At 65.5% G+C, this 23681-nt stretch carries 26 protein-coding genes; 15 read left to right on the top strand and 11 right to left on the bottom strand.

Annotation, left to right across the window (positions count from 1 at the left end; translation table 11 throughout):
• The 4 genes from P0M04_RS09735 (at position 1) to P0M04_RS09720 (ending at position 4152) form a co-directional block, all read left to right on the top strand.
• Positions 1-705 carry a pirin family protein gene (locus tag P0M04_RS09735; protein ID WP_259451912.1) on the top strand — a complete coding sequence of 235 codons (705 nt, stop codon included), beginning with the start codon at positions 1-3 and terminating at the stop codon, positions 703-705.
• Between the two features lie 106 nt (positions 706-811).
• A complete protein-coding gene (locus P0M04_RS09730) occupies positions 812-3163 on the top strand; it encodes a Tex family protein (protein ID WP_259451911.1) in 2352 nt (783 codons plus the stop codon).
• 85 nt (positions 3164-3248) lie between these two features.
• Positions 3249-3566: a Grx4 family monothiol glutaredoxin gene (gene grxD, locus P0M04_RS09725; RefSeq protein ID WP_259451910.1), complete on the top strand. Its 318-nt coding sequence runs from the start codon at positions 3249-3251 to the stop codon at positions 3564-3566.
• Positions 3559-4152 carry a UbiX family flavin prenyltransferase gene (locus P0M04_RS09720; RefSeq protein WP_259451909.1) on the top strand — a complete coding sequence of 198 codons (594 nt, stop codon included), beginning with the start codon at positions 3559-3561 and terminating at the stop codon, positions 4150-4152. Before grxD ends, P0M04_RS09720 begins: the two co-directional genes overlap by 8 nt.
• A 1-nt stretch (position 4153) precedes the next feature.
• Here P0M04_RS09720 and P0M04_RS09715 read toward each other — a convergent pair whose 3' ends face one another.
• From P0M04_RS09715 to P0M04_RS09705, 3 genes are all read right to left on the bottom strand, one after another.
• The gene (locus P0M04_RS09715; RefSeq protein ID WP_259451908.1) at positions 4154-4327 is read right to left on the bottom strand and encodes a hypothetical protein; all 174 of its coding nucleotides are present in this window, start codon (positions 4325-4327) and stop codon (positions 4154-4156) included.
• A gap of 232 nt (positions 4328-4559) precedes the next feature.
• The gene (locus P0M04_RS09710; RefSeq protein ID WP_259451907.1) at positions 4560-4973 is read right to left on the bottom strand and encodes a hypothetical protein; all 414 of its coding nucleotides are present in this window, start codon (positions 4971-4973) and stop codon (positions 4560-4562) included.
• Between the two features lie 335 nt (positions 4974-5308).
• Positions 5309-6361 (bottom strand): MBL fold metallo-hydrolase, encoded by a 1053-nt coding sequence (locus tag P0M04_RS09705; RefSeq protein WP_259451906.1) that lies wholly within the window; start codon positions 6359-6361, stop codon positions 5309-5311.
• A 136-nt stretch (positions 6362-6497) separates the two neighbouring features.
• Here P0M04_RS09705 and P0M04_RS09700 point away from each other — a divergent pair, with 136 nt between their 5' ends.
• From P0M04_RS09700 to P0M04_RS09665, 8 genes are all read left to right on the top strand, one after another.
• Entirely contained in the window at positions 6498-6899 is a 402-nt protein-coding gene (locus P0M04_RS09700) for a MerR family transcriptional regulator (protein WP_259451905.1), read from the top strand.
• An 82-nt stretch (positions 6900-6981) separates the two neighbouring features.
• On the top strand, positions 6982-8166 hold the full coding sequence (locus P0M04_RS09695; protein WP_259451904.1) for an isovaleryl-CoA dehydrogenase: 1185 nt from the start codon (positions 6982-6984) through the stop codon (positions 8164-8166).
• 197 nt (positions 8167-8363) lie between these two features.
• A complete protein-coding gene (gene aceK, locus P0M04_RS09690) occupies positions 8364-10193 on the top strand; it encodes a bifunctional isocitrate dehydrogenase kinase/phosphatase (RefSeq protein ID WP_259451903.1) in 1830 nt (609 codons plus the stop codon).
• Entirely contained in the window at positions 10186-11385 is a 1200-nt protein-coding gene (locus P0M04_RS09685) for an acetyl-CoA C-acyltransferase (RefSeq protein ID WP_259451902.1), read from the top strand. Before aceK ends, P0M04_RS09685 begins: the two co-directional genes overlap by 8 nt.
• Before the next feature lie 75 nt (positions 11386-11460).
• On the top strand, positions 11461-12129 hold the full coding sequence (locus P0M04_RS09680) for an SDR family oxidoreductase (RefSeq protein ID WP_259451901.1): 669 nt from the start codon (positions 11461-11463) through the stop codon (positions 12127-12129).
• Positions 12130-12156: 27 nt separating this feature from the next.
• Positions 12157-13284 carry an acyl-CoA dehydrogenase family protein gene (locus P0M04_RS09675; protein WP_259451900.1) on the top strand — a complete coding sequence of 376 codons (1128 nt, stop codon included), beginning with the start codon at positions 12157-12159 and terminating at the stop codon, positions 13282-13284.
• Between the two features lie 8 nt (positions 13285-13292).
• Positions 13293-13853, top strand: coding sequence for a GNAT family N-acetyltransferase (locus P0M04_RS09670; RefSeq protein WP_259451899.1), 561 nt, complete (start codon positions 13293-13295; stop codon positions 13851-13853).
• 45 nt (positions 13854-13898) lie between these two features.
• Complete coding sequence (locus P0M04_RS09665) at positions 13899-14927, top strand: MORN repeat-containing protein (protein WP_259451898.1); 1029 nt, start codon at positions 13899-13901, stop codon at positions 14925-14927.
• Here the strand turns inward: P0M04_RS09665 and P0M04_RS09660 are convergent, their stop codons facing one another.
• Entirely contained in the window at positions 14928-15941 is a 1014-nt protein-coding gene (locus tag P0M04_RS09660) for a zinc-binding alcohol dehydrogenase family protein (protein ID WP_259451897.1), read from the bottom strand.
• Positions 15942-16037: 96 nt separating this feature from the next.
• Here P0M04_RS09660 and P0M04_RS09655 point away from each other — a divergent pair, with 96 nt between their 5' ends.
• Entirely contained in the window at positions 16038-16937 is a 900-nt protein-coding gene (locus P0M04_RS09655) for a LysR family transcriptional regulator (RefSeq protein ID WP_259451896.1), read from the top strand.
• On the opposite strand, the gene P0M04_RS09650 is transcribed toward P0M04_RS09655, so the two are convergent.
• Together P0M04_RS09650 and P0M04_RS09645 are read right to left on the bottom strand one after the other, a co-directional pair.
• On the bottom strand, positions 16938-18122 hold the full coding sequence (locus P0M04_RS09650) for a thiolase family protein (protein WP_259451895.1): 1185 nt from the start codon (positions 18120-18122) through the stop codon (positions 16938-16940).
• Between the two features lie 100 nt (positions 18123-18222).
• Complete coding sequence (locus P0M04_RS09645) at positions 18223-18663, bottom strand: MarR family winged helix-turn-helix transcriptional regulator (RefSeq protein WP_259451894.1); 441 nt, start codon at positions 18661-18663, stop codon at positions 18223-18225.
• A gap of 132 nt (positions 18664-18795) precedes the next feature.
• Between P0M04_RS09645 and P0M04_RS09640 the strand changes: the two genes are divergently transcribed.
• Complete coding sequence (locus tag P0M04_RS09640; protein WP_259451893.1) at positions 18796-19338, top strand: PaaI family thioesterase; 543 nt, start codon at positions 18796-18798, stop codon at positions 19336-19338.
• A gap of 4 nt (positions 19339-19342) precedes the next feature.
• On the opposite strand, the gene P0M04_RS09635 is transcribed toward P0M04_RS09640, so the two are convergent.
• Genes P0M04_RS09635 through P0M04_RS09625 form a run of 3 tightly spaced genes read right to left on the bottom strand, consistent with a single transcriptional unit; the run spans position 19343 to position 21576 of the window.
• Positions 19343-20143 (bottom strand): SDR family NAD(P)-dependent oxidoreductase, encoded by an 801-nt coding sequence (locus P0M04_RS09635; RefSeq protein ID WP_259451892.1) that lies wholly within the window; start codon positions 20141-20143, stop codon positions 19343-19345.
• 49 nt (positions 20144-20192) lie between these two features.
• Positions 20193-20615: a MarR family winged helix-turn-helix transcriptional regulator gene (locus tag P0M04_RS09630; protein ID WP_259451891.1), complete on the bottom strand. Its 423-nt coding sequence runs from the start codon at positions 20613-20615 to the stop codon at positions 20193-20195.
• 49 nt (positions 20616-20664) lie between these two features.
• Positions 20665-21576 (bottom strand): LysR family transcriptional regulator, encoded by a 912-nt coding sequence (locus P0M04_RS09625; RefSeq protein WP_259451890.1) that lies wholly within the window; start codon positions 21574-21576, stop codon positions 20665-20667.
• Between the two features lie 113 nt (positions 21577-21689).
• Between P0M04_RS09625 and P0M04_RS09620 the strand changes: the two genes are divergently transcribed.
• Positions 21690-22289 carry an FMN-dependent NADH-azoreductase gene (locus P0M04_RS09620; protein WP_259451889.1) on the top strand — a complete coding sequence of 200 codons (600 nt, stop codon included), beginning with the start codon at positions 21690-21692 and terminating at the stop codon, positions 22287-22289.
• Between the two features lie 4 nt (positions 22290-22293).
• Here P0M04_RS09620 and P0M04_RS09615 read toward each other — a convergent pair whose 3' ends face one another.
• Positions 22294-23088, bottom strand: a complete 795-nt coding sequence (locus tag P0M04_RS09615) for an SDR family NAD(P)-dependent oxidoreductase (protein WP_259451888.1) — start codon at positions 23086-23088, stop codon at positions 22294-22296.
• 11 nt (positions 23089-23099) lie between these two features.
• Positions 23100-23621 (bottom strand): ester cyclase, encoded by a 522-nt coding sequence (locus P0M04_RS09610; RefSeq protein ID WP_259451887.1) that lies wholly within the window; start codon positions 23619-23621, stop codon positions 23100-23102.
• Between the last annotated feature and the right edge of the window lie 60 nt (positions 23622-23681).

Below are 23681 nucleotides of genomic sequence, written 5' to 3'. Positions count from 1 at the left end.
ATGATCGACCATCGTCCCTACGCCGCCCTGGGTGGCCATGACCTGGGCTGGCTGAACGCCCGGCTGCACGTGGCCATCGACGGCATGGGCCGTCCGAAGCACGGCGCGATCGGCCCGCTCCGGGCCTGGAACGACGACACGTTCGCGCCGCACACGGGCTTCGGGATGCACGGCCACAGGGACGTCGAAATCGTGACCTACGTGCGCCAGGGCGCCGTCACCCACGAGGACAGCCTCGGCAACCGTTCCACGATTGCCGCCGGCGACGTGCAGGCGATGCGCGCCGGCAGCGGCATCCGCCACAGCGAGCGCAACGACGGCGACGTGCCGCTGCTGCTGTACCAGATCTGGCTGCGTCCGCGCACGCCGGGCGGCGCGCCGTCGTGGAACACGCGGCACTTCCCGCCCGCGGCGCGTGCCGGCGCCTTGACCGTGCTGGCCAGCGGCAATGCGCGCGATGCCGATGCGCTGCCCATCGACGCGGATGCGCGCCTGCTCGGGGCCACCCTGCGCGCGGGCGACGTGATCGAACACGCGCTCCCGCGGGGCCACGGCGCCTATCTCGTCACGACGGCGGGCCGCGTCACCGTCAACGGCGTGACGCTGGCGGCGCGCGACGGGGCCGGCATCGCGGACGAGGATGTGATCACGATCGCGGCACTGGAGGATACGGAGATCGTGCTGGCGGAACTTTTGCAGAATTGATACGCCGCGTTGTGCCACCTTGATATCGCCCTGCGTGTCAAGACTGGCGCATCGCCCGCGATTGCGTATCATTGCCCGTTCGATTCACCGACCACCGACATCATCCATGCTGCCTTCGATCGAACAACGCCTCGCTCAAGAACTGTCCGCCAAACCGGCACAGGTGGCCGCCGCCGTCGCCCTGCTCGACGAAGGCGCGACCGTCCCCTTCATCGCCCGCTACCGCAAGGAAGCGACGGGCGGCCTCGACGACATCCAACTGCGCCTGCTGGAAGAACGCCTGCGCTACCTGCGCGAACTGGAAGACCGCCGCGCCGCGATCATCTCGTCCATCACGGAACAGAACAAGATGACGCCGGAGCTGCTGCAGGCGATCTCGCTCGCGGAAGACAAGACGCGCCTGGAAGACCTGTACCTGCCGTACAAGCAGAAGCGCCGCACCAAGGCGCAAATCGCGATCGAGGCCGGCCTGAAGCCGCTGGCCGATGATCTTCTTGACGATCCGTCGCGCGATCCGGAAGCCGAAGCGGCGAAATATCTGCGCGAAGCGTTCACGAATGCGGACGGCGTCGCGAACCCCGGTGTGGCCGACACGAAGGCCGCGCTGGACGGCGCGCGCCAGATCCTGATGGAGCGCTTCGCGGAAGATGCCGAGCTGCTGCAATCGCTGCGCGAATATGTGCAGGAGCACGGCGTCGTCGAATCGAAGGTCGTCGACGGCAAGCAGGAAGAAGGCGAGAAATTCGCCGACTATTTCGATTACTCGGAAACGCTGGCGACCGTGCCGTCGCACCGCGCGCTGGCGCTGATGCGCGGCCGCCGCGAGGGTATGCTGGACGTCACCCTGCGCCTCGATTCGGAGCCGGAAAAGCCGAAGTGGGACGCGCCGCACAATCCGTGCGAAAGCCGCATCGCCGCGCGCTTCGGCATCAAGGGCACGGGCCGCCCGGCCGACAAATGGCTGCTCGACACGGCGCGCTGGACGTGGCGCGTGAAGAGCTTCATGTACATCGAGACGGAGCTGATGGGCGCCTTGCGCGAAAAAGCCGAGAGCGATGCGATCCACGTCTTCGCACGCAACCTGAAGGACCTGCTGCTCGCCGCACCCGCGGGCCCGCGCGCGACGATGGGCCTCGACCCGGGCCTGCGCACGGGCGTCAAGGTCGCCGTCGTCGACGCGACCGGCAAGGTGGTCGACACGTCGACCATCTACCCGCACGCGCCACGCAACGACTGGGACGGTTCGCTGCATACGCTGGCGAAGCTGGCCGCGAAGCACAACGTGTCGCTGATCTCGATCGGCAACGGCACCGCGTCGCGCGAGACCGATAAACTGGCGCAGGACCTCATCAAGCAACACCCGGAGCTGAAGCTGACGAAGATCGTCGTGTCGGAAGCCGGCGCGTCGGTGTACTCGGCGTCGGAATTCGCATCACGCGAACTGCCGGAACTGGACGTGTCGCTGCGCGGCGCCGTGTCCATCGCGCGCCGTCTGCAGGACCCGCTGGCCGAACTCGTCAAAATCGATCCGAAATCGATCGGCGTGGGCCAGTACCAGCACGACGTGTCGCAGACGCAGCTCGCGCGCCAGCTCGACGCCGTCGTCGAGGATTGCGTGAACGCGGTCGGCGTGGACGTCAACACGGCGTCGGCGCCGCTGCTCGCGCGCGTGTCGGGCTTATCGAGCAGTGTCGCGCAGAGCATCGTCAACTACCGCGACCAGCAGGGCGCGTTCGCGTCGCGTGCGGCGCTGAAGAAGGTGCCGCGCCTGGGCGATAAAACGTTCGAACTGGCGGCGGGCTTCCTGCGCATCGTGAACGGCGCCAACCCGCTGGACGCGTCGGCCGTGCACCCGGAATCGTATCCGGTCGTCGAAAAGATCCTGGCCGATATCCAGAAGGACATCAAATCGGTGATCGGCGACAGCGCGCTGGTAAAACGCCTGAATCCGGCCAAGTATGCCGATGACAAATTCGGCGTGCCGACCGTGACCGACATCTTGAAAGAGCTGGAAAAGCCGGGCCGCGACCCGCGTCCGGAATTCACGACGGCCACGTTCAAGGAAGGCGTCGAGGAGATCTCGGACCTGCGCCCGGACATGATCCTGGAAGGCGTCGTCACCAACGTCGCGGCGTTCGGCGCGTTCGTGGACATCGGCGTGCACCAGGATGGCCTCGTGCACATCTCGGCGCTGTCGAACACGTTCGTCAAGGATCCGCACACGGTCGTCAAGGCGGGCCAGGTCGTGAAGGTGAAAGTGCTGGAGGTGGACGTCAAGCGCAAGCGCATCGCGCTCACGATGCGTTTGTCGGACAGCGCACCGCAGGCCGGGTCGCAACCTCAACAGCGCGGGGATCGGGATGACCGCAAGCGGCTCGGCCAGCATCAAAAGCAGGAGCGTTCCGCGGCGCCAAGCAATGGCGCGATGGCGGCGGCGTTTGCAAAGCTGAAACGCTGACGTGGCGGCGGGCGCCTTATGCCGGCGCCCCCGTTTTCTTATAAAATGCCGTCATCTATCACATTCTCACCAAAGGCAGAACCAAATGAGCGACGTACAAACCTGGATCAAAGAGACCGTGACCAACGCGCCTGTCGTGCTGTTCATGAAGGGCACCGCCCAGTTCCCGCAATGCGGTTTTTCGGGCCGCGCGATCCAAATCCTGAAGGCTTGCGGCGTCGATAACATCGCCACCGTGAACGTCCTGGAAGACGCGGAAGTCCGCCAGGGCATCAAGGAATACTCGAACTGGCCGACCATTCCGCAGCTGTACGTGAACGGCGAATTCGTCGGCGGTTCCGACATCATGACGGAAATGTACGAGTCGGGCGAACTGCAGACCCTGCTCAAGAAGAATGGCTGATACCGGCCCGCGCCGGATCGTCGTCGCCATCACGGGCGCGACCGGCGCGATCTATGGCGTGCAGCTGTTGCGACGGCTGGCCGCCGTACCCGGCGTCGAGACGCACCTCGTCATTTCCGACGCCGCCACCCTCACCCTGCACCAGGAAGTCGGCCTGCAACGGCGCGACGTGGAAGCGCTCGCCCACGTGGTCCATCGTAATCGCGAGATCGGCGCGTCGATCGCCAGCGGCTCGTTCCAGACGGACGGCATGGTGATCGCCCCCTGTTCGATGAAGACGCTGGCCGCGGTCGCGCATGGTTTGTCGGACAACCTGATCGCGCGCGCCGCCGATGTCGTGCTGAAAGAACGCCGGCGCCTGATCCTGATGGTGCGCGAGACGCCGTTCAACCTGGCGCACCTGCGCAACATGACGGCGGTCACGGAAATGGGCGGCATCGTCTTCCCGCCGCTGCCGAGCTTTTATAACCGCCCCGCCACGATAGCCGAGATGGTCGACCACACGGTGTCCCGTGTCATGGACCTGCTGGGCGTGACGAACGATCTCGCCCCGAGATGGGGCGGCATGAAAGAGGATACGCCCTGACTCAGGCGCGTTCGCCGTACGGGTCGCTTTCGGCTTGTCTCTGTTCCCTTGCGTCTTCGATTTTTCTGCGCTGCTCGTTACGCTTGCGCATGATTTCTGCGTGCTGGGCCGCCGTCATCGGCGGCGCGGTCATGAGGTCCTTCAACTGCGCGGTGTTGCTGTAGTTATTAATCATGAGGCGACTGCATCCTTATTGACCGATAACGCTGGCGGGCGCCAGTCAGGAACGCGAACTCGATGACTTCGACGTTCCGTTAGCGTTACCGATTATGCGCGAGACTCGGCCGTTTGTGCGGACAATCGCAGAAAAAATTGCAGTACAGAAGTGCGTGACGCGGCGCCCGGGATTTACCGGACGCCGCGTCATGGGATTCGGCCATCGTGAGTTCGATGGCGATCAGGAAGGATTATTTCTGCTGCTGGTGATTCATGCGCACGAGCATGCGGATGAATTCGCGCGCCAGCTGCTTGTGGTGCTCGTCCAGGCGTTGCAGGTCGGCGATCAGCTTGACGTCGGCCGATTCGAACCGGGTGCTGCCGTCGGTGCCGTCGCCATTGGCGGCGGCGTTTTCCGAACCGCCGAAGCGCAGCCAGTCCGCCGGCACGCCCAGCCATTGCGCGATCATGCGCAGTTTTTCCTGCGTCGGAATCGCCTCTCCGACCAGCCATTTACGTGCCGCGTGGACCGTGATTGGGCGGCCCTCGAAGCGAATGTTAAATTCCCGTGCCAGCCGGGTGGGGCTGTCCGGAGAATAATGGGCGTTTTTCAGGGCTTGCTGCAGGCGCTCGCTGAAGCTCTCCCGTTCGTTAGTCGAATTCATGGGTGGCACTAAGGGTTCATGCAAAGCCGTCATAGGTCGCTCCGTTGACCAGACCGTCTGTGACGGCAGGAGAGGCTGTAGGTAACAAATAAGTGAGTATTGACCAATTCTCACAGTGCTGTCCAGCAATTCCCATTGTGTTCAGCGTTCTGTGAGATATGTGTGAAAAATATCCTACAGGAAAAGGAAAACGTTTGCTCGTTCAATTTCCTACTAAAAATTGGAACGTTTCTTCCCCTTAGCATGACAAATGATGCCAAGAGTCAACAAAGTGCTGAGAAGTCCAGTTAGATTGTCGTGATTTTTACGACATACATTGGTCTTAATATGTTGTTTTAAGTCAACTTAAAACGCATGACCCCATCGTTGGCAGTTACACGCACGAGGTTACCGTTGTACCAAAGATAATGAAGATGGGCTAACGCCTCGCCGATCGCAAAACTGAGCTGGTGCGCGTCGAGTTGTCGCTTGAACATCAACGGAACAATGTCAACTGCCGACTTCGGCTCAGCACACACGGCGCGGACTTCCTCCAGCCGCGCTACATGGTGCGCGCGCAATTGCGCGATGCGGGTGTGCAAGCCACGGAACGGTTTGCCGTGGGAAGGAAGGACGAGGGTGTCGCCGGGCAGGTCGGCGAACTTGTCCAGAGAATCCAGGTACAGCTGCAGCGGGTTGCCTTCGGGCTCGACGGCGAACACGGAGACGTTCGTCGAAATACGCGGCAACACCATGTCACCCGAGATCAGGATCCGGTCCTGGTCGTTGTACAGCGAGACGTGTTCCGGCGAATGGCCGAAACCGGTAATCACGCGCCATTCCCGTGCGCCAATAACGACCCGCTGGCCATCCTGCAGACGGGTGTACGCCGCCGGCACGGCCGGCACGAGCGACGGGTAGTAATTTTTGCGGCTCTGCATCTGCTCGAGCATGCCCGCGTCGACGAGGCCATGGCGCTGGAAATGCGGGATCGCCGACGGGCCGTCGACGCCGGGCAGCGCGGCGGCCATCATGCGCGCGAAGCCGAACTCGCCGGTACTCGTCCAGAACGGCGCGCCGAACCGGTCGCACAGCCAGCCGGACAGGCCGACGTGGTCGGGGTGACAATGCGTCGCGAACACGCGCAGCAATGGCCGGTTCGCCATTGCGTCCGTGAACAGCCGTTCCCAGGCGGACCGGGTCGCATCGGTGCCGGCGCCGCAGTCGACGAGGGACCAGCCGCGCTTGTCCCCTGCCGTATCGTCCAGCAGCCACAGATTGATATGGTCGAGGGCGAACGGCAGCGGCATGCGCAGCCACGACAGGCCGGGCGCCACGTCCGTGACCGTGCCGAGTGGAGGAATGGCATCGCCGAATGGATAGCTGAGCTGGGCTTCGAGGAGGTTCATGCGGTGGACTTTCGTATTGATACTGGGGCGGGTCGCGTTACAATGCCGCAAACGCTTTGACGTAAACGTAAACGGAAGGCGCAGGCTGTGATTCTAAGCGATTCCGCACCTCGCCACTTTTGACCCGCAGAACACCATGGCCACCACCTACACCATCGCCGAACTGGCACGCGAATTCGACATCACCGCACGTGCGATCCGCTTTTACGAAGACCAGGGGCTGCTCAGCCCGATGCGCGAGGGCCAGGGCGGACGCAACCGTGTCTACACCCCGCGCGACCGCACCCGGCTGAAACTGACGCTGCGCGGCAAGCGCCTGGGTCTGACTTTGTCGGAGATCAAAAGCATCATCGACATGTACGAGACGCCGAAGGACACGGTGGCCCAGATCAACCGTTTCCTGGGCGTGCTGGCGCACCAGCGCGAGACGCTGGAACAGCAGCGGGCGGATATCGAGATGTCGCTGGCGGAAATTTCCGTGCATGAAGAAGAATGCCGCCGACTGCTGGCGGAAGCCGGCGAGAAGGATGCTGCTTGACGTTTACGTTAACGTCACTCCGCGCTATCATCCAGTCTGGCCACGAGCCATCCACCAGACAGACGACGAGAACGAGGACGACATGCTGCATCTCCCTGGCTTGACCTTTGACCATGGCGAAGACATCGCCGCCCTGCGCGAAGCTGTACAACAGTTCGCCGCGAGCGAAATCGCCCCCCGCGCGGCCGAGATCGACCGCACCGACCAGTTCCCGATGGACCTGTGGAAAAAGATGGGCGAGCTGGGCCTGCTCGGCATCACCGTCAGCGAGGAATACGGCGGCGCCAACATGGGGTACCTGGCGCACATCGTCGCCATGGAAGAAATCTCGCGCGCATCGGCCTCCGTCGGCCTGTCGTACGGCGCGCACTCGAACCTGTGCGTCAACCAGATCAAGCGCAACGGCAACGAAGAGCAGAAGCGCAAGTACCTGCCCAAGCTGATCTCGGGCGAGCACGTCGGTGCCTTGGCCATGTCCGAACCGAACGCCGGCTCCGACGTCGTCAGCATGAAGTTGCGCGCCGACCTGAAGGGCGACCGCTACGTGCTGAACGGCACCAAGATGTGGATCACGAACGGTCCGGACGCGGACACCCTCGTCGTCTACGCCAAGACCGACATCGAGGCCGGCCCGCGCGGCATGACCGCCTTCCTCATCGAAAAAGGCTTCAAAGGTTTTTCCATCGCGCAAAAGTTGGACAAACTGGGCATGCGCGGTTCGCACACGGGCGAGCTGGTGTTCCAGGATTGCGAAGTGCCGGTGGAAAACGTGCTGGGCGGCGTGGGCAAGGGCGTGAACGTGCTGATGTCGGGCCTGGATTTCGAACGCACCGTGCTGTCCGGCGGCCCGCTGGGCATCATGTCGGCCTGCATGGACGTCGTCGTCCCGTATATTCACGAGCGCAAGCAGTTTGGCCAAGCAATTGGTGAGTTCCAATTGATGCAGGGCAAGATCGCGGATATGTATTCGACGATGATGGCATGCCGCGCTTATGTGTACGCGGTCGGCCAGGCCTGCGACCGCGCATCGAACCCGGAACAGGTCCGCGCCCTGCGCAAGGACGCGGCCGGCGCCATCCTGTACAGCGCGGAAAAGGCAACATGGATGGCCGGCGAAGCGATCCAGACACTGGGCGGCAACGGCTACATCAACGAATACCCGGTGGGCCGTCTGTGGCGCGACGCCAAGCTGTACGAGATCGGCGCCGGTACAAGCGAAATCCGTCGCATGCTGATCGGGCGCGAGCTGTTCGGCGAGACGATGTAAGTTTGTGGAGAAGAGGAGACCGGGCGAACAACAAGATCGGCACAAGCCGGCAGAACAACAACTCCACGTAGCCCGAAAAATAGAGACCGTCATTCCCGCCCTCGGCGGGAATGACGGATCTTACGACAGCGGGTCATCCCAGCACATCATTCGCCGACTACAATGACCGCTGCCCCGTCCACCGCGCGAGCCGCCCGATGACCCAGGCCACCTTCCCCAAGCTGCTGTCGTCCCAGATCGCCTTCGACATCGCCCGCACCATCCTGGACGGCTTCGACCGTCACTACACGTTGTTCCGCCAGGCCAGCAAGACGGCCAAGACCCATTTCGAACGCGCCGACTGGACGACGGCCCAGCAGGCCGCGCGCAAGCGCATCGATTTCTATGACAAGCGCGTGCAGGAATGCGTGCATGCGCTGGAAGACGAATACGCGCCGGAAGATCTCGACGACGAGACGTGGCGCGAAACGAAGCTCCACTACATTGGCCTGCTGACGGACCACAAGCGCCCGGAGCTGGCGGAAAGCTTCTTCAATTCCGTCTGCTGCCACATCCTGCACCGCAGCTACTACCGCAACGACTTCATCTTCGTGCGCCCGGCCGTCTCCACCGAGTACATCGAGACGGACGAGCCGGCCCCGACCTACCGCGTGTATTACCCGGCGGCGGACGACCTGCGCTTCTCGTTGCGGCGCATGGTGACGAATTTCCAGCTCGACTGCCCGTTCGCCGACCTCGACCGCGACATCGCCCTCGTCGAAGCGCGCATGATCGAACATTTCGGCCTGCACGAGCGCGAGCCGAACCAGCAGTTGCACGTGCTGTCGAGCCTGTTTTTCCGCAACAAGGCCGCCTACATCGTCGGCCGCGCCATCAACGGCGCCCGGGAACATCCGTTCGTCGTGCCGATCCTGCACGACCGGGCCGGCCGGCTCGTCCTCGACGCGGTGCTGACCGATCCCGAGCAGGTGATCCTGCTGTTCTCGTTCACGCGCGCCTATTTCATGGTCGACATGGAAGTGCCGTCGGCCTTCGTGCAATTCCTGCGCAGCCTGATGCCGAAGAAACCGCGCAGCGAGATCTACACCGTGCTCGGCCTGCAAAAGCAGGGCAAGACGCTGTTCTACCGCGACTTCCTGCAGCACCTGAAGCACAGCTCCGACGCCTTCCGCATCGCGCCCGGCATCCGCGGCCTCGTGATGCTCGTGTTCGAACTGCCCTCCTTTCCGTACGTGTTCAAGGTGATCAAGGATTTCTATCCGCCGCCGAAAGAGACGACGCGGGCGCGCATCAAGGAAAAATACCTGCTGGTGAAGCACCACGACCGCGTGGGCCGCATGGCGGACACGCTGGAATACTCGGACGTGGCCTTCCCGCTGTCCCGCTTCGACGAGGAACTGATGGCCGAACTGCGCCGGTTCGCACCTTCGCTCGTCGACATCGAAGGCGACCACATCGTCATCAGGCACCTGTACATCGAGCGGCGCATGGTGCCGCTAAATATCTACCTGGACCGTGCACAGCGCAGCGGCGACGACGAGCTTATCGAACACGGCGTGTTCGAGTACGGCAATGCGATCCGCGACCTCGTCGCTGCGAATATTTTTCCGGGCGATATGCTGTACAAAAACTTCGGTGTGACCCGACACGGCCGCGTCGTGTTCTACGACTACGACGAGATCGAGTACCTCACCGACTGCAACTTCCGCGACATCCCGCAGCCGCGTAACGAGGAAGACGAGATGGCCGCCGAGCCCTGGTACCCCATCGGCAAGCACGACGTCTTTCCCGAACAATTCGCGCGCTTCCTGCTCGGGAATCCAAAGATACGCGCCGCGTTCATGAAACACCATGCCGCACTATTGACGCGCGTCTGGTGGCAGTCGCACAAGGACCGCATCCTCGCGGGCGAACTCGAAGACATTTTTCCGTATCCGCAGCACATCCGGTTCCACCTCGCGGACCCAGCGAACCCGGCGACACCCTCGCCGCAATCCCATTACTTGGAGACCTTACACAATGAATGATCCAATCGTTATCGTCGGCGCCGCCCGTACCCCGATGGGCGCCTTCCAGGGCGACTTCTCTTCGAAATCCGCGAGCGACCTGGGCGCCGTGGCGATCAAGGCGGCCGTCGAGCGCGCCGGCGTCGACGCGAGCCTCGTCGAGCACGTCTACTTCGGCAACTGCCTGATGGCCGGCCAGGGCCAGGCCCCGGCGCGCCAGGCGCTGATCAAGGCGGGCCTGCCGCTGTCGACGGGCGCCGTTACCCTGTCGAAGATGTGCGGCTCGGCGATGCAGGCCGCGATCTTCGCGCACGACGTGCTCAAGGCCGGCAGCGCGGACGTCGTCGTGGCAGGCGGCATGGAGTCGATGACCAATGCCCCGTACCTGATCCCGAAGGCGCGCGGCGGCTACCGCATCGGCCATGGCGTCATGTTCGACCACATGATGATGGACGGCCTCGAAGACGCCTACTCGCGCAACGAAAAGACGGGCGAAGGCCGCTCGATGGGCACGTTCGCCGAGGAGTGCGTGGCCAGGTACGGCTTCTCGCGCGAGCAGCTGGATGCGTTCGCGATCGAATCCGTCAAGCGCGCGCAGAATTCCACCGAGTCCGGCGATTTCCAGTGGGAGATCGCACCGGTGACCGTCGCAAACCGCCTGGGCGAAACGATCATCGAGAAGGACGAAGGCCCCGTCAAGGCCAAGGTCGACAAGATCCCGACGCTGCGTCCGGCGTTTAAAAAGGATGGCACGATCACGGCCGCTTCGTCGTCGTCGATCAACGACGGCGCCGCGGCCCTCGTCATGATGCGCGAATCGACGGCGAAGGAACTGGGCGTCACGCCGCTCGCCCGCATCGTCGCCCACACGACGCACGCGCAGGAGCCGGACCAGTTCTCGACCGCGCCGATCGGCTCGCTGCAAAAGCTGTTCAAGAAGACCGGCTGGTCGCCGAAGGACGTCGACCTCTTCGAGATCAACGAAGCGTTCGCCGCCGTGCCGATGGCCGCGATGCACGAGCTGGACATCCCGCATTCGAAGGTCAACGTCCACGGCGGCGCGTGCGCGCTGGGCCACCCGATCGGCGCATCGGGCGCACGCATCATCGTCACCCTGCTCGGCGCGCTGAAGAAGACGGGCGGCAAGCGCGGCGTGGCGTCGCTGTGCATCGGCGGCGGCGAGGCGACCGCGATGGCGATCGAGATGGTGTAACGCGCCACGCACGCGTTTTTAAAACACGGTATGGTGACGGATTGTCATTGTCATCCATACCGTGAAGGAATTCCCATGCCAACAGCTCTCATCATCGGCGCATCGCGCGGCATCGGCCACGAACTGGCCCGTCAATACCGCGCAGACGGCTGGCGCGTCATCGCCACCGCGCGCAAGGCCGCGGATTGCGATGCGCTGCGCCGGCTGGGCGCGGAAGCGCACCAGGTCGACGTCACCAATGCCGAATCGATCGGTGGCCTGGGCTGGAAGCTGGACGACGAAAAGATCGACGCCGCCTGGCTCGTCGCGGGCGTGTACGGCCCGGACCACGCCGGTTTCCCGACCGAACAGGAATTCGACGACGTCATGCACACGAACGTGCTGGCCGCGATGCGGTTACTGCCCATCGTCGCGCCGCTGGTCGCCACGACGCGCGGCAAGGTGGCCGTGATCTCGTCGCGCATGGGCTCCATCGGCGAGCGCAAGAGCAACCAGGGGTCGCTGTACCGCGCCAGCAAGGCCGCGCTGAATTCCGTGCTGGCCGACGCCGCGCTGACGTACGGCCCGCAGGGTGCCACGTGTCTGACCTTTCACCCGGGCTGGGTGCAGACCGACATGGGCGGTCCGGGCGCCACGCTCACCGTCGAGCAAAGCGCGGCCGGCCTGCGTGCCACGCTGGCCAAGGCGACGCCGGCGCAGAACGGCGCCTTCCTCAATTACGACGGCACACCGATCCCGTGGTGAGCCGTCCACGATAAAAAACGAGACAACATGATTTTGACCGAAGAACACCAGATGATCCGCGACGCCCTGCGCACCTTCGCGCAGGAGCGTCTTGCGCCCAACGCCGCGCGCTGGGACCGCGAGCACCATTTTCCGAAGGACGAGCTGAAGGAACTGGCCCGGCTGGGCGCGTTCGGCGTGGCCGTGCCCGAGCAGTACGGCGGCGCGGGCCTCGACTACGTCGCGCTGGCGCTGGTGCTGGAAGAGATCGCGGCCGGCGACGGCGGCACCTCCACCATCATTTCGGTCAACAACTGCCCCGTGTGCTCGATCGCGATGACGTACGCGAACGCGGCGCAGAAGGAACGCTGGCTGCGCCCGCTCGCGCAGGGCGATTTGCTGGGCGCCTTCGCGCTGACGGAACCGCACACGGGCAGCGACGCCGCCGCCCTGCGCACGACGGCCGTGCGCGACGGCGACCACTACGTCCTGAACGGCACCAAGCAGTTCATCACGAGCGGCAAGAACGGCGACGTGGCCATCGTCATGGCCGTCACCGACAAGGCGGCCGGCAAGAAGGGCATCAGCGCGTTCTGGGTGCCGACCGATACGCCCGGCTACATCGTCGCCGGCATCGAACAGAAGATGGGCCAGCATTCGTCGGACACGGCGCAGATCGTGTTCGACAACTGCCGCGTCCCGGTTGAAAACCTGATCGGCGAAGAGGGCCAAGGCTACAAGATCGCGCTGTCGGGCCTGGAGGGCGGACGCATCGGCATTGCGTCGCAATCGGTAGGCATGGCGCGCGCCGCGTTCGAGGCCGCGCTGGCGTATGCGAAGGAGCGCGAAAGTTTTGGTGCGCCGATCTTCGACCACCAGGCCGTGCAGTTCCGCCTGGCCGAGATGGCGATGCAGATCGAGGCCGCGCGCCAGCTGATCCTGCACGCCGCATCGATGAAGGACGCGGGCCTGCCCTGCCTGAAGGAAGCCGCGATGGCCAAGCTGTTCGCGTCCGAGATGGCCGAGCGCGTGGTATCGTCGGCGATGCAGGTGTTCGGCGGCTATGGCTACGTGGCCGACTTCCCCGTCGAGCGCATTTACCGCGACGTGCGCGTATGCCAGATCTACGAAGGCACGAGCGACATCCAGAAGATTTTGATTGCAAGGGCTTTGTGACCAGATTGATGGACAACACGGAGGCGTTGACGATCCGCCCGGCCAATGAAGCCGACCTGGCGCCGTTCTTCGCCTACCTGGACGACCACTTGCGCGACAACGGCGCCGACGGCACGCCGCTGTTCCAGCCGATCGCGCCGGGCCAGCCTCGCCTGCCCGCCGGGCTGCGCATCGCGTTCATCAAGGGCATCGACATCCCCGTCGGCCAGCCGGGCTGGCGCCGCCTGTGGCTGGCCATCGACACGTACGGCGATATCGCCGGCCACGTGGACCTGCGCGGCCGTCCCGAACCGGCCGCGACGCACCGCGCCATGCTCGGCATGGGCGTGCACCGCGTGTGGCGGCGGCGCGGACTCGGGCGGCGCCTGCTCGAAACGGCGGCCCAGTGGGCGCGGGCCGGGACGGACGTCGAGTGGATCGACCTCGAGGTCTTGTCCGACAACTTGCCTGCCGTCGAATTGTATGCGCGCGCCGGTTTTACCACTGTCGCGCGCGTGGCGGATATGCTCAGGATCGCAGGGGTCGGCCACGACCTGAATTACATGACGTACAGGTTGCGCCAGGGGTGAGAATCGGTGAGCATGCGGTCCCTATCTGCATGCTAGAGTTGTACGATGAAAACCGCCCCGCCCCTCCTCCTGGCTGCCTGCATCGCACAAGCGGCCCACGCCGGCGACTGCCAGGTCGGCAAGCTCCTCCCGGCACCGAACGACCAGTCCGTGCACTGGACCGGCCCCTGCAAGGATGGCTATGCGGACGGCAAGGGCGTGCTCGAATGGACGGCGAAGGACGGCACCACGCGCCGCATCGAAGGCACGTTCGCGCACGGCGCCGTCAGCGGCGAAGCGAAGCTGAAGGCGGGCGATAAATTCACGTATATCGGCTCGCTGACCGACGGCGTCCCCGACGGCGAAGGCTACCTGCGCTTCGCCAGCGAGCTGCGCTACGAAGGCGGTCTCAAGATGATGCGGCGCGAGGGCAAGGGCGTGCAGATCTACCCGAACGGCGACGTCTACCAGGGCGAATTCCGCGCCGACCGTCCGAACGGCCAGGGGCGCCTCACGTATGCGCTCGGCGGCATGGTCGAAGGCGAGTTCCGCGATGGACGGCCGGTCGACGGCGACCGCATCACGTATGCCGGCAGCGGCCGGACCGGCACGCTGGATGCGGCCGCACGCAACGCAAAACAGGCCGGTCCCAAGCCGGAGAACACGTTCCAGCAGCGCCAGGCCGAGCCGGACACGGGCACGCTGCTGGCGAAGACGGACGTGCGGTCGCCGCTGCCGACCAACGTCGGCTGGGACGGTCTCACGCCCGAACAGAAGGACATCGTCCGCAACGGTTATCCGGCGCTGGAACCGGGCGACGATCCGCCGTATCCGCTGAACGGCACCGTCGAATTCAACCGGCTCGCGGTGGCTGTCGCCGGCAAGTACGACGCGCGCGGCCTGCTGCGCCTGCACGTGCTGGTCGGCGCCGACGGCAAGGCGAAGGAAGTACGCAAGGTGGGCAGCTTCGACGACGACGTGATCCGCTACGTCGCCAGCGCCGCCATGGCCATGCGCTACAAGCCCGCCGTCTGCCACGGGCAGCCGTGCGAGATGGTGTATCCGATCGCGATGGAATTCACGCGGCGCTTGTAATCAGAACCCCGCCAGCACGATCTTGCCCTGTGCGCGGTTCGACTCGATCAGCGCGTGCGCACGCTTCAGGTTCGCCGCGTCGATGCGGCCGAAGTTCTCGTTGGCCGTCGAGCGGAGCGTGCCCGCGTCGATCAGGTCCGCCACGCGGTTCAGGATCTCGTGCTGGCGGATCATGTCCGGCGTCGAGAACAGCGAACGCGTGAACATCAGTTCCCAGTGCAGCGACACGGCCTTGCGCTTGAACTTGCGGACGTCGATCGGGGCCGGGTCGTCGATCAGGCCGAATTTACCCTGCGGCGCGATGATCTCGACGATCTGGTCGAAGTGCTGCTCCGTGTGCGTGAGGCTGATCACGTAGTCCGGTGCGCTCAGACCCGCACGCTGGATCTCGTCCGTGAGGGGCTTGCCGTGGTCGATCACGTGGTGGGCGCCGTGCTTCAGCACCCAATCGCGCGTTTCGGGACGCGATGCCGTGCCGACGACCATCAGGCGGGTCAGCCGGCGCGCCAGTTGCACGAGGATCGAGCCGACGCCACCCGCCGCGCCGATCACCAATAACGTCTTGCCCTCGCCGCGCTCGTCGGTCGGCACCTCGAGACGGTCGAACAGCAGTTCCCACGCCGTGAGGCTCGTCAGCGGCAGCGCGGCGGCGGCGCCGAAGTCCAGCGATTGCGGCATCCTGCCGGCGATGCGCTCGTCGACCAGTTGCAGCTCGCTGTTGCTGCCGGCGCGGGCAATGGAGCCGGCGTACCAGACGCGGTCGCCCGGACGGAACAGCGTCACGTCCGGCCCGACGGCCTTCACGATGCCGGCCGCATCCCAACCCAGCACTTTCCACTCGCCGTCGGCAGGTTTCGAGCCGGCGCGCACCTTCACGTCGACGGGGTTCACGGACACCGCCTGCACCTCGACCAGCAGGTCGTGGCCGGTCGCGACCGGGTCCGGCAGGGTGATGTCGACGAGGGCGTCGGCGTGGGCTATGGGCAGGTTGTTCTGGTAGGCGATGGCTTTCATGGCGGCTCCTTGGTGATCGATGGGTCTCATTCTGGGCGCCCTGACCTTTTTGATAAACTGCGCAAATACGAAATCAATTTCAATCTTTCTTTGAAAATGAACCTGCGCGACCTCGAACTCTTCGTCACCACGGCCGAGCAAGGCGGCCTGTCGGCGGCCGCGCGTCTGCTGGATCTATCTCCGGCCGTCGCCAGCGCGAGTTTGAAGCGGCTGGAGGCGGACCTCGGCACGGCGCTGTTCGTGCGCACGACACGCAGCATGCGCCTGACGGTGGCCGGCGAACGCCTGCTCGCCCGCTGCCGGCCGCTGCTGGACGGCCTGCGCGATGCCGAGACCGAAGTGCGCGCGGGAGAAAACTCGATCGAGGGCCAGCTGCAGATCTCGATGCCGTCCGACCTCGGTCGCCACGTCGTGCTGCCGTGGTTGAACGCGTTCCAGGAGCGGCACCCGGGCGTGCGCCTGCGGCTGCAGTTGACGGACCGCCTGGCCGACATTTATCGGGAACCCGTCGACATCGCGCTGCGCTTCGGCAAGCCGCGAGAGTCGAGCATGGTGGCGCTGCCGCTGCTGGAGACGAACCGGCGCGTGCTATGCGCGTCGCCGGCCTACCTCGCGCGGCACGGCGTACCGGCGACCCCGCATGATCTGGCGGCACACAACTGCCTGTGCTTCATGCTGGACGAGACGGTCAACGACCGCTGGCGCTTCTACAAGGACGGCGCGGAGATCGAAGTGACGGTGCGCGGCGACCGCGTGGCCGACGATTCCGAGATCGTGCGGCGCTGGGCGCTGGACGGCCTCGGACTGTGCTACCGCTCGCGCATCGACGTGCAGGCCGACCTCGCGAGCGGCGCGTTGCGCACCGTGTGTACGGACTGGGAGGGCAACAACCAGCCGCTGTACATGGTGCTGGCGAACCGGCGCCAGGTGTCGCCGGCCGTCAGGGTGCTCAGGGAGTTTTTGGTGGAGCGGATGAACGCGTTCGTCGCCGCGTGATCACACCTGCTCCAGCGCCAGCGCGATCCCCTGCCCGCCCCCGATGCACAGCGTGACCACGCCGCGCCGCGCCAGCCCGCGGCGCATCGCATGCAGCAGCCGCACCGTCAGCACGGCACCCGTCGCGCCGATCGGGTGACCGTGCGCCACCGCGCCCCCTTCGACGTTGATGACGTCTTCCGCCAGCGACAGCCTGCGCGCCACGGCCAGCGGCACGGCGGCGAAGGCTTCGTTGATTTCGAAGCGGTCGACGTCGCCGATGCTCCAGCCGGCGCGCGCGAGAGCCTTCTGCACGGCCGGCACGGGCCCGAGGCCGAACATGCCCGGCTCCACGGCCGCCACGCCTGAGGCGACGAGGCGCGCGATCGGCTGCAGGCCCAGGCGCTCGGCCGTCGCGCGGTCGGCGACGATGACGGCGGCCGCGCCGCTGTTCAGGCCCGGCGCGTTGCCGGCCGTGATCGTGCCGTCCGGGCGGAATGCCGGTTTCAGTTTCGCCAGCGTCTCCAGCGTGGTGTCGGGGCGGTTCGCCTCGTCCGTGTCGAACAGCTGCACGGCGCGCTTGCCCGCGATCTCGATCGCCACGATTTCATCCTTGAACGCGCCGGCCGCCTGGGCTTCCGAGAAACGGCGCTGCGAGCGTTCGGCCCAGCGGTCCTGCGCAGCGCGGGTGATATCGACGTCCTTCACGAGGTCCTCCGTGTGCCAGCCCGAGTGCTGGGCCGAGAAGGCGTCGTTCAGGCCGTCGTGCAGCAGGCTGTCGTAGATCTGCGCGTGGCCCATGCGCGCGCCCCAGCGGGCCTGCGGCATCAGGTACGGCGCCTGGTCCATGTTTTCCATGCCGCCGGCCAGCACGACATTCGATTCTCCAGCCAGGATCTCGTGCGCGGCCGACGCGATGGCCTGCGCGCCCGAGCCGCATACGCGGTTCAGGGTCATCGCGGGCACGCTGACGGGAATGCCGCCATGGACCGCGGCCTGGCGCGCCGGGTTCATGCGGTTGCCCGCCTGGATCACGTTGCCCATCAGGACGGCGTCGATGGCGTCCGGAGAAATGCCCGCGCGCTCGACGGCGGCGCGCACGGCGGCCGCGCCCAGTTCGACGGCGGGGATGGATTTCAGGGAACCGTTGAACGCGCCGATGGCGGTACGCACGGGGGCACACAGGACGATGTCGCGGGCAGACATGATGACTCCTTTCGGGTTGGATGACGGGATCACGCAAATAGGAGTATATACACGTATTTTGAAAAACGCATGACGTGCGGCCTGGCGCAGGTCAGGATAATCAGGCGTCGGGTTCGTGGATGCCCGTCTCGACGACGGCGCGCAGCAGCACGCGCAGTTCGAGTGCGCGTTCGCTGCCGAAGTTCTCCTCGAAGGTCTGCTGGGCGCGGCGCCACAGCGGCAGCACGGCTTTCACCTTGGCCTTGCCGGCCGGCGTGAGGACGATCACGCGCTCGCGCTTATCGTGCTCGCTGGGACCGGTCGTGACCAGCGCATCGCGCTCGAGCGGCTTCAGGTTGCGGGTGAGAGTCGTGCGGTCCATGACCAGTTCGGCGGACATCTGGTTGACCGTCATCGGTCCGAGCCCCAGCAGCTTGTACAGGATGGAGAACTGCGTGACGCGCAGGCCGGCCTCGCTCAGGACCTGGTCGTACACGCCGGTGATGTAACGCGACGCCTGGCGCAGGGCGAGGCAGTTGCACAGGGGGTCGTTCGATGTCATGTACAGTGTTCCATTGCCGGGATGGCGTTAGTGCCCTCCCTCTAGCGAGTATAACCCCGGGGGTGCAGGAACCTGTGCATAATCGGCACCGGATAGTTGCATATACACTCAATCACACGACAGGAGGATCGCATGGACAAGCAGCCGACGGTGGCGGCGCAATGGGAAGAACAGCTGCGCGCGGTGCGCGCACGCATCGAGCAGGGCGGCGGACGTCCGGGCGTCGTGCCGGCGCAGGAAGCGCGCGGGATGGCGGGTCTCGCCATCATGGAAGCGCTGCTCGACGGCCGCTTCCCGTACGCGCCCATCGCCGAGACGCTCGACTTCTACCTCGTCGAGGTCGAGAAGGGCAAGGCCACCTTCCAGGGCACGCCGCAGGCAAAACACCTGAACCCGATGGGGACGGTGCACGGCGGCTGGTACGCGACCCTGCTCGACTCGGCCGTCGGCTGCGCCGTGCAGACGGGTCTGGAGCCGGGTTACGCCTACACGACGGCGGAGCTGAGCGTGAACCTCGTGCGCGGTGCGCGGCTCGACAGCGGGCCGCTGCGGGCGATCGGCACGGTGCTCCATTGCGGCCGCCAGTTGGCGACGGCCGAAGGGAAGATCGTCGATGCGCAGGGCCGGCTGTATGCGCATGCGACGACCACGTGCCTCGTGTTCGAAGCGCGTTGATCCATCAAGCCGCGACGGCGTAGCGGCTCGCCGGCTTCGTACGCGACAGTTCCGGGTGCATCGCGCGCCGCGCCGCTTCGTACGCGTTCCACTTGGCGCCGTCTTCCAGCGCCGGGATCGTGGCGAATTCGCCCTGGTCGTAACCGGCCAGCGCGGCATCGACGAGATCCTCGGCGCGCATCACGATCTCGCTGGGCAGATGCTCGACGGGCGTGCCGGCGATCTGCCAGAAATCCGTCGCCGTGGCGCCCGGCAGTACCACCTGTACGCGCACGCCCTTGTCGGCCAGTTCGTGCTGCAGCGACTGGCTGAACGCCACCACGTACGCCTTGCTGCCGCCGTACACACCGTTCAGCACTTCCGGTGCGATGGCGACGATGGACGCGATATTGATGAAGGCGCCCTGCCCGCGCGCCACGAAGCCCGGCGCGGCGGCATACGTCAGGCGCGTCAGTGCGGTCACGTTCAGCGCGATCATGTCCTGCATCTTGTCGACGTCGGAACCCAGCAGCGGGCCGGTGCCGCCCACGCCGGCGTTATTCACGAGCAGCGTGATGGCGTCGTCGTTCCGCAATACCTCTTCCACGCGGCGCAGGTCGGCGTCGCGGGTCAGGTCGGCGACGATCGTGTGCACCGTGATGCCATAGGCGGTGCTCAGGCGGTCGGCCTGCGCCTGCAGGCGTTCGCCATTGCGGGCGACGAGGACCAGGTCGTAGCCGCGGCGGGCCAGGCGGTCCGCGTAGAGGGCACCGATCCCGGTGGATGCGCCAGTGACGACTGCCGTACCGAGGTTTGCGTTGCTCATGTTCTTCTCCTTAGTGTGTGTACGCACATATAAGTGCAAAAATTTTTTGCTACGGTGCCAGCGTCGACAACGACTGGCGCAACTCCCCGGCCAGCCCGGCGCCGAACCTGCTCTCGAACTCCGCCTGCGCCGTCTGCCACACGGGCAGCGCTTCCGCCAGCTTGGCGCGGCCCGCGTCGGTGAGGCGCACGACGTTGCGGCGCGCGTCTTCCTCGTGCGGACCGATGGCCACGAGGCCGTCGCGTTCCAACGGCTGCAGCGCGCGGATCACGCTCGTGCGCTCCATGACCATCGCCTCGACCAGGTCCTTCATCGAGGCCGCGCCAATCTCGTCGACGTAGACCAGGATGGAGAACTGCGTGCTCGTCAGGCCTACGCGCGCCAGGTGGTCTTCATACATCTTCGTAATCAGACGCGCCGCCTTGCGGGAGGCGAAGCAGTTGCAGGCAATGAGTCGTTCGGAAGCAGTCATGGGCACAGTATTATGTGTGTACGCACACATGTCAAGCGCTTTCGAAAGATTACCCGCCGAGGATGGTGTCCATGTGCGTCTTCAGCATGTCGACGAACACGCGCGTGCGCGCCGGCATCAGGCGCCGCCCCGGCATCACGCACCACAGGCCGGCCGTGGGCAGCCACCAGTCCGGCAACACGCGGCGCAGGCGGCCGTTGCCGGTCCAGTCGCGCAGGGCGGCGTCGGCCGGCAGTATGGCGATGCCGGCGCCGAGCAGCGCCATCTCGCGCTGCAGCCGCGGCGAGTTGCACACGAGCGGCCCCTGCACGACCTGCTCCCAGCGCACGCCGTCGCCGCGCGTCAGCGCCCACGGCAACGTATCGCCATCGTTCGCGGCGAGCGCCAGGCAGTCGTGGTGCACGAGATCGTCCGGCGTCTGCGGCGTCCCGTGCGCGGCCAGGTAATCGGGGCTGGCATACAAGGCCTGGCGCAGTTCGCACAGCTTGCGCGCGACGAGTGTCGCGTCGTCGGGCAGGTGGTGGGCGGCGCGCACGGCCACGTCGAAGCGCTCGCCCCCGAGGTCGACCCGGCGCGGGGACAGGTCGACGCGCAGCCGGACGTCCGGATAGCGCGCACTGAACGCCCGGCAGAAACCGGCCAGGTCGAATTCGACGAGATCGGGCGGCATCGACACGCGCAATTCTCCGCGCGGCGTCTCCTGCCGGTGCTGGGCCAGCGCGGCCACTTCCTCCGTCTCGTCGACGAGGCGGCGCGCATGCTCGAGGATGCGCTCGCCGAACGCCGTGATCGCCACGCGCCGCGTGCTGCGCACGAACAGCTTTTCGCCCAGCGCTTCTTCCAGCAGGGTCAGGCGGCGCGACAGCGTCGACTTGGGGAGATCCGCCCGTTCAGCCGCCTGCGAAAAGCTGCCGGCGTCGACGACACGCACGAACAGGATCAGGTCATTCGCATCCACCATGGTTCCCACCTCCGTTCCATAAACGGAACAATGATATCCGGAAACCCGGCTTAATCCCGACGGAAGGACTCAATAGAATGTTCTCCATCGACCCAACACTTCTGGAGAACACGATGAACATCCTGCAAATCAACGGTAGCGCCCGCCTGAACGGTTCGAACTCCACCCGCGTCGCCGACGCCATCACGGCGCGCCTGAAAGCACGTCATCCGGAAGCGGCGGTCGAGCTGCGCGACCTGGCGCGCGACCCGCACCCGGTGCTGGACGAAGCCGCGCTGTCCGCCCTGTTCACACCCGCCGAACAACGCACGCCGGAGCAGAGCGCACGCGTGGCCCTGGACGACGCGCTGATCGCGCAACTGAAAAACGCCGACGTGATCGTGCTGGGCGTGCCGATGTATAACTTCAGCGTGTCCGTGCAAATCAAGTCGTGGATCGACGCCGTCGCCCGCGCCGGCCAGACCTTCCGCTACACGGCGAACGGTCCAGAAGGCCTCGTCACGGGCAAGAAAGTCTACGTGGGCCTCGCCCGTGGCGGCATCTATCGCGACACGGAGCGCGACTCGCAGGTGCCGTACCTGAAGGGCGTGCTGGGCCTGATGGGCATGACGGACGTCGAGTTCATCTACGCCGAGGGCGTCAACATGGGCCCGGACCGCGCCACTGCCGCGTTCGACGAAGTGGCCACGCAGATCGACGAGATCGTCGCGTAAGTTCTTATGCGATGGTGTCCACGACACCGCCATCCACCCGCAGCGCCGCGCCCGTCGTGGCCGACGCCTGCGGCGAGCACACGTAGACGATCATGTTCGCCACCTCGTCCACGCTCGCCGTGCGGCGCAGGATGGAGCTCGGGCGGTGCGTGCGCACGAAGTCCGTCGCCGCCTGTTCCACCGAAACGTGCGCCTCCTGTGCCGCGCCTTCCAGCATGGCGCGCACGCCTTCCGACAGCGTCGGCCCCGGCAGCACCGCGTTGACGGTGACGCCGCTGCCGGCCGCCAGCTTCGCCAGCCCCCGCGAGACCGCCAGCTGCGCCGTCTTCGTCATCCCGTAGTGGATCATGTCGGCCGGGATGTTCAGCCCCGATTCCGACGAGATGAACACGACGCGGCCCCAGTCCCGCTCCAGCATCCCTTTCAGGTAGTGCCGCGCCAGGCGCACGCCCGACATCACGTTCAGCTGGAAAAAATGCTCCCACGTGGCGTCGTCGATCTCGAAGAAATCCTGCGGGCCGTACGTGCCTGCGTTGTTGACGAGGATGTCCACGTGCGGCTCGGCTTTCAGCAGCGTGGCAGCACCTTCCGCCGTCGCGAGATCGGCCGCAACGCCGCGCAGGTTTGCATGCGGCACCCACGCCAGCACGGCTTCGCGGGCGCGTTCGATGGCGTCGTTGGAGCGTCCGTTGAGGATGACGGTCGTACCCGCGCCGGCGAGGCCGATGGCGGTCGCCAGGCCGATGCCCGCGGTGGAAGCGGAGACGAGTGCGGTCTTGCCGGTCAAGTCGATATGCATATTGATTCCTTTCAGCGGGCGACGAGGCCCAGTTGCTGCATCAGCGTGAGGTTGTCCTCGATATGCCAGTTGTCGGCGATCTTCCCGTCCGCGACGCGATAGATGTCGGTGGCGATGAAGTCGATCGCCTGCCCTTCCCCCCTCTTGTCCGCCCAGCGTCCCGTGAAATGGCCGTGGAAGCGATAGTGCACGGTGACGCGGTCGCCCGCAACGATCAGTTGTAGCAGGTCGGCCTGCAGGTCCGGGATTGCCGTGCGCACGAATCTTGATGCGGCCAGCGGCCCCGACACGCCTTGCGCGCGGCCCGGCGGCAGCGTGCGGTCCGTGAAATCGGCTGCGAGCGCGGCGCGGGCAAAGCGCTCGTCGCCAGTGTGCCAGAACGTGGCATAGCGGCGCGCCGCCTGCATCTCGGCATCGCGCTGTGCCGCCGGTAGCGACGGATCGGCGATCACTTCCTGGGCTTTCACGAGGTCGTCGGCGGCGAAGGCCGGCAGCGCTACCAGCAGGGCGGCGAGGATGGGGAAGGCTTTCATGTCAAGGCTCCTTGGTTCGATGAGCTCATCATAGATTTCACGCTCGCCGAAAAATAGCGG

The organism is Telluria mixta, assembly GCF_029223865.1.
GTDB lineage: Bacteria > Pseudomonadota > Gammaproteobacteria > Burkholderiales > Burkholderiaceae_D > Telluria > Telluria mixta.
This window is presented reverse-complemented; position numbering and strand designations above follow the sequence as displayed.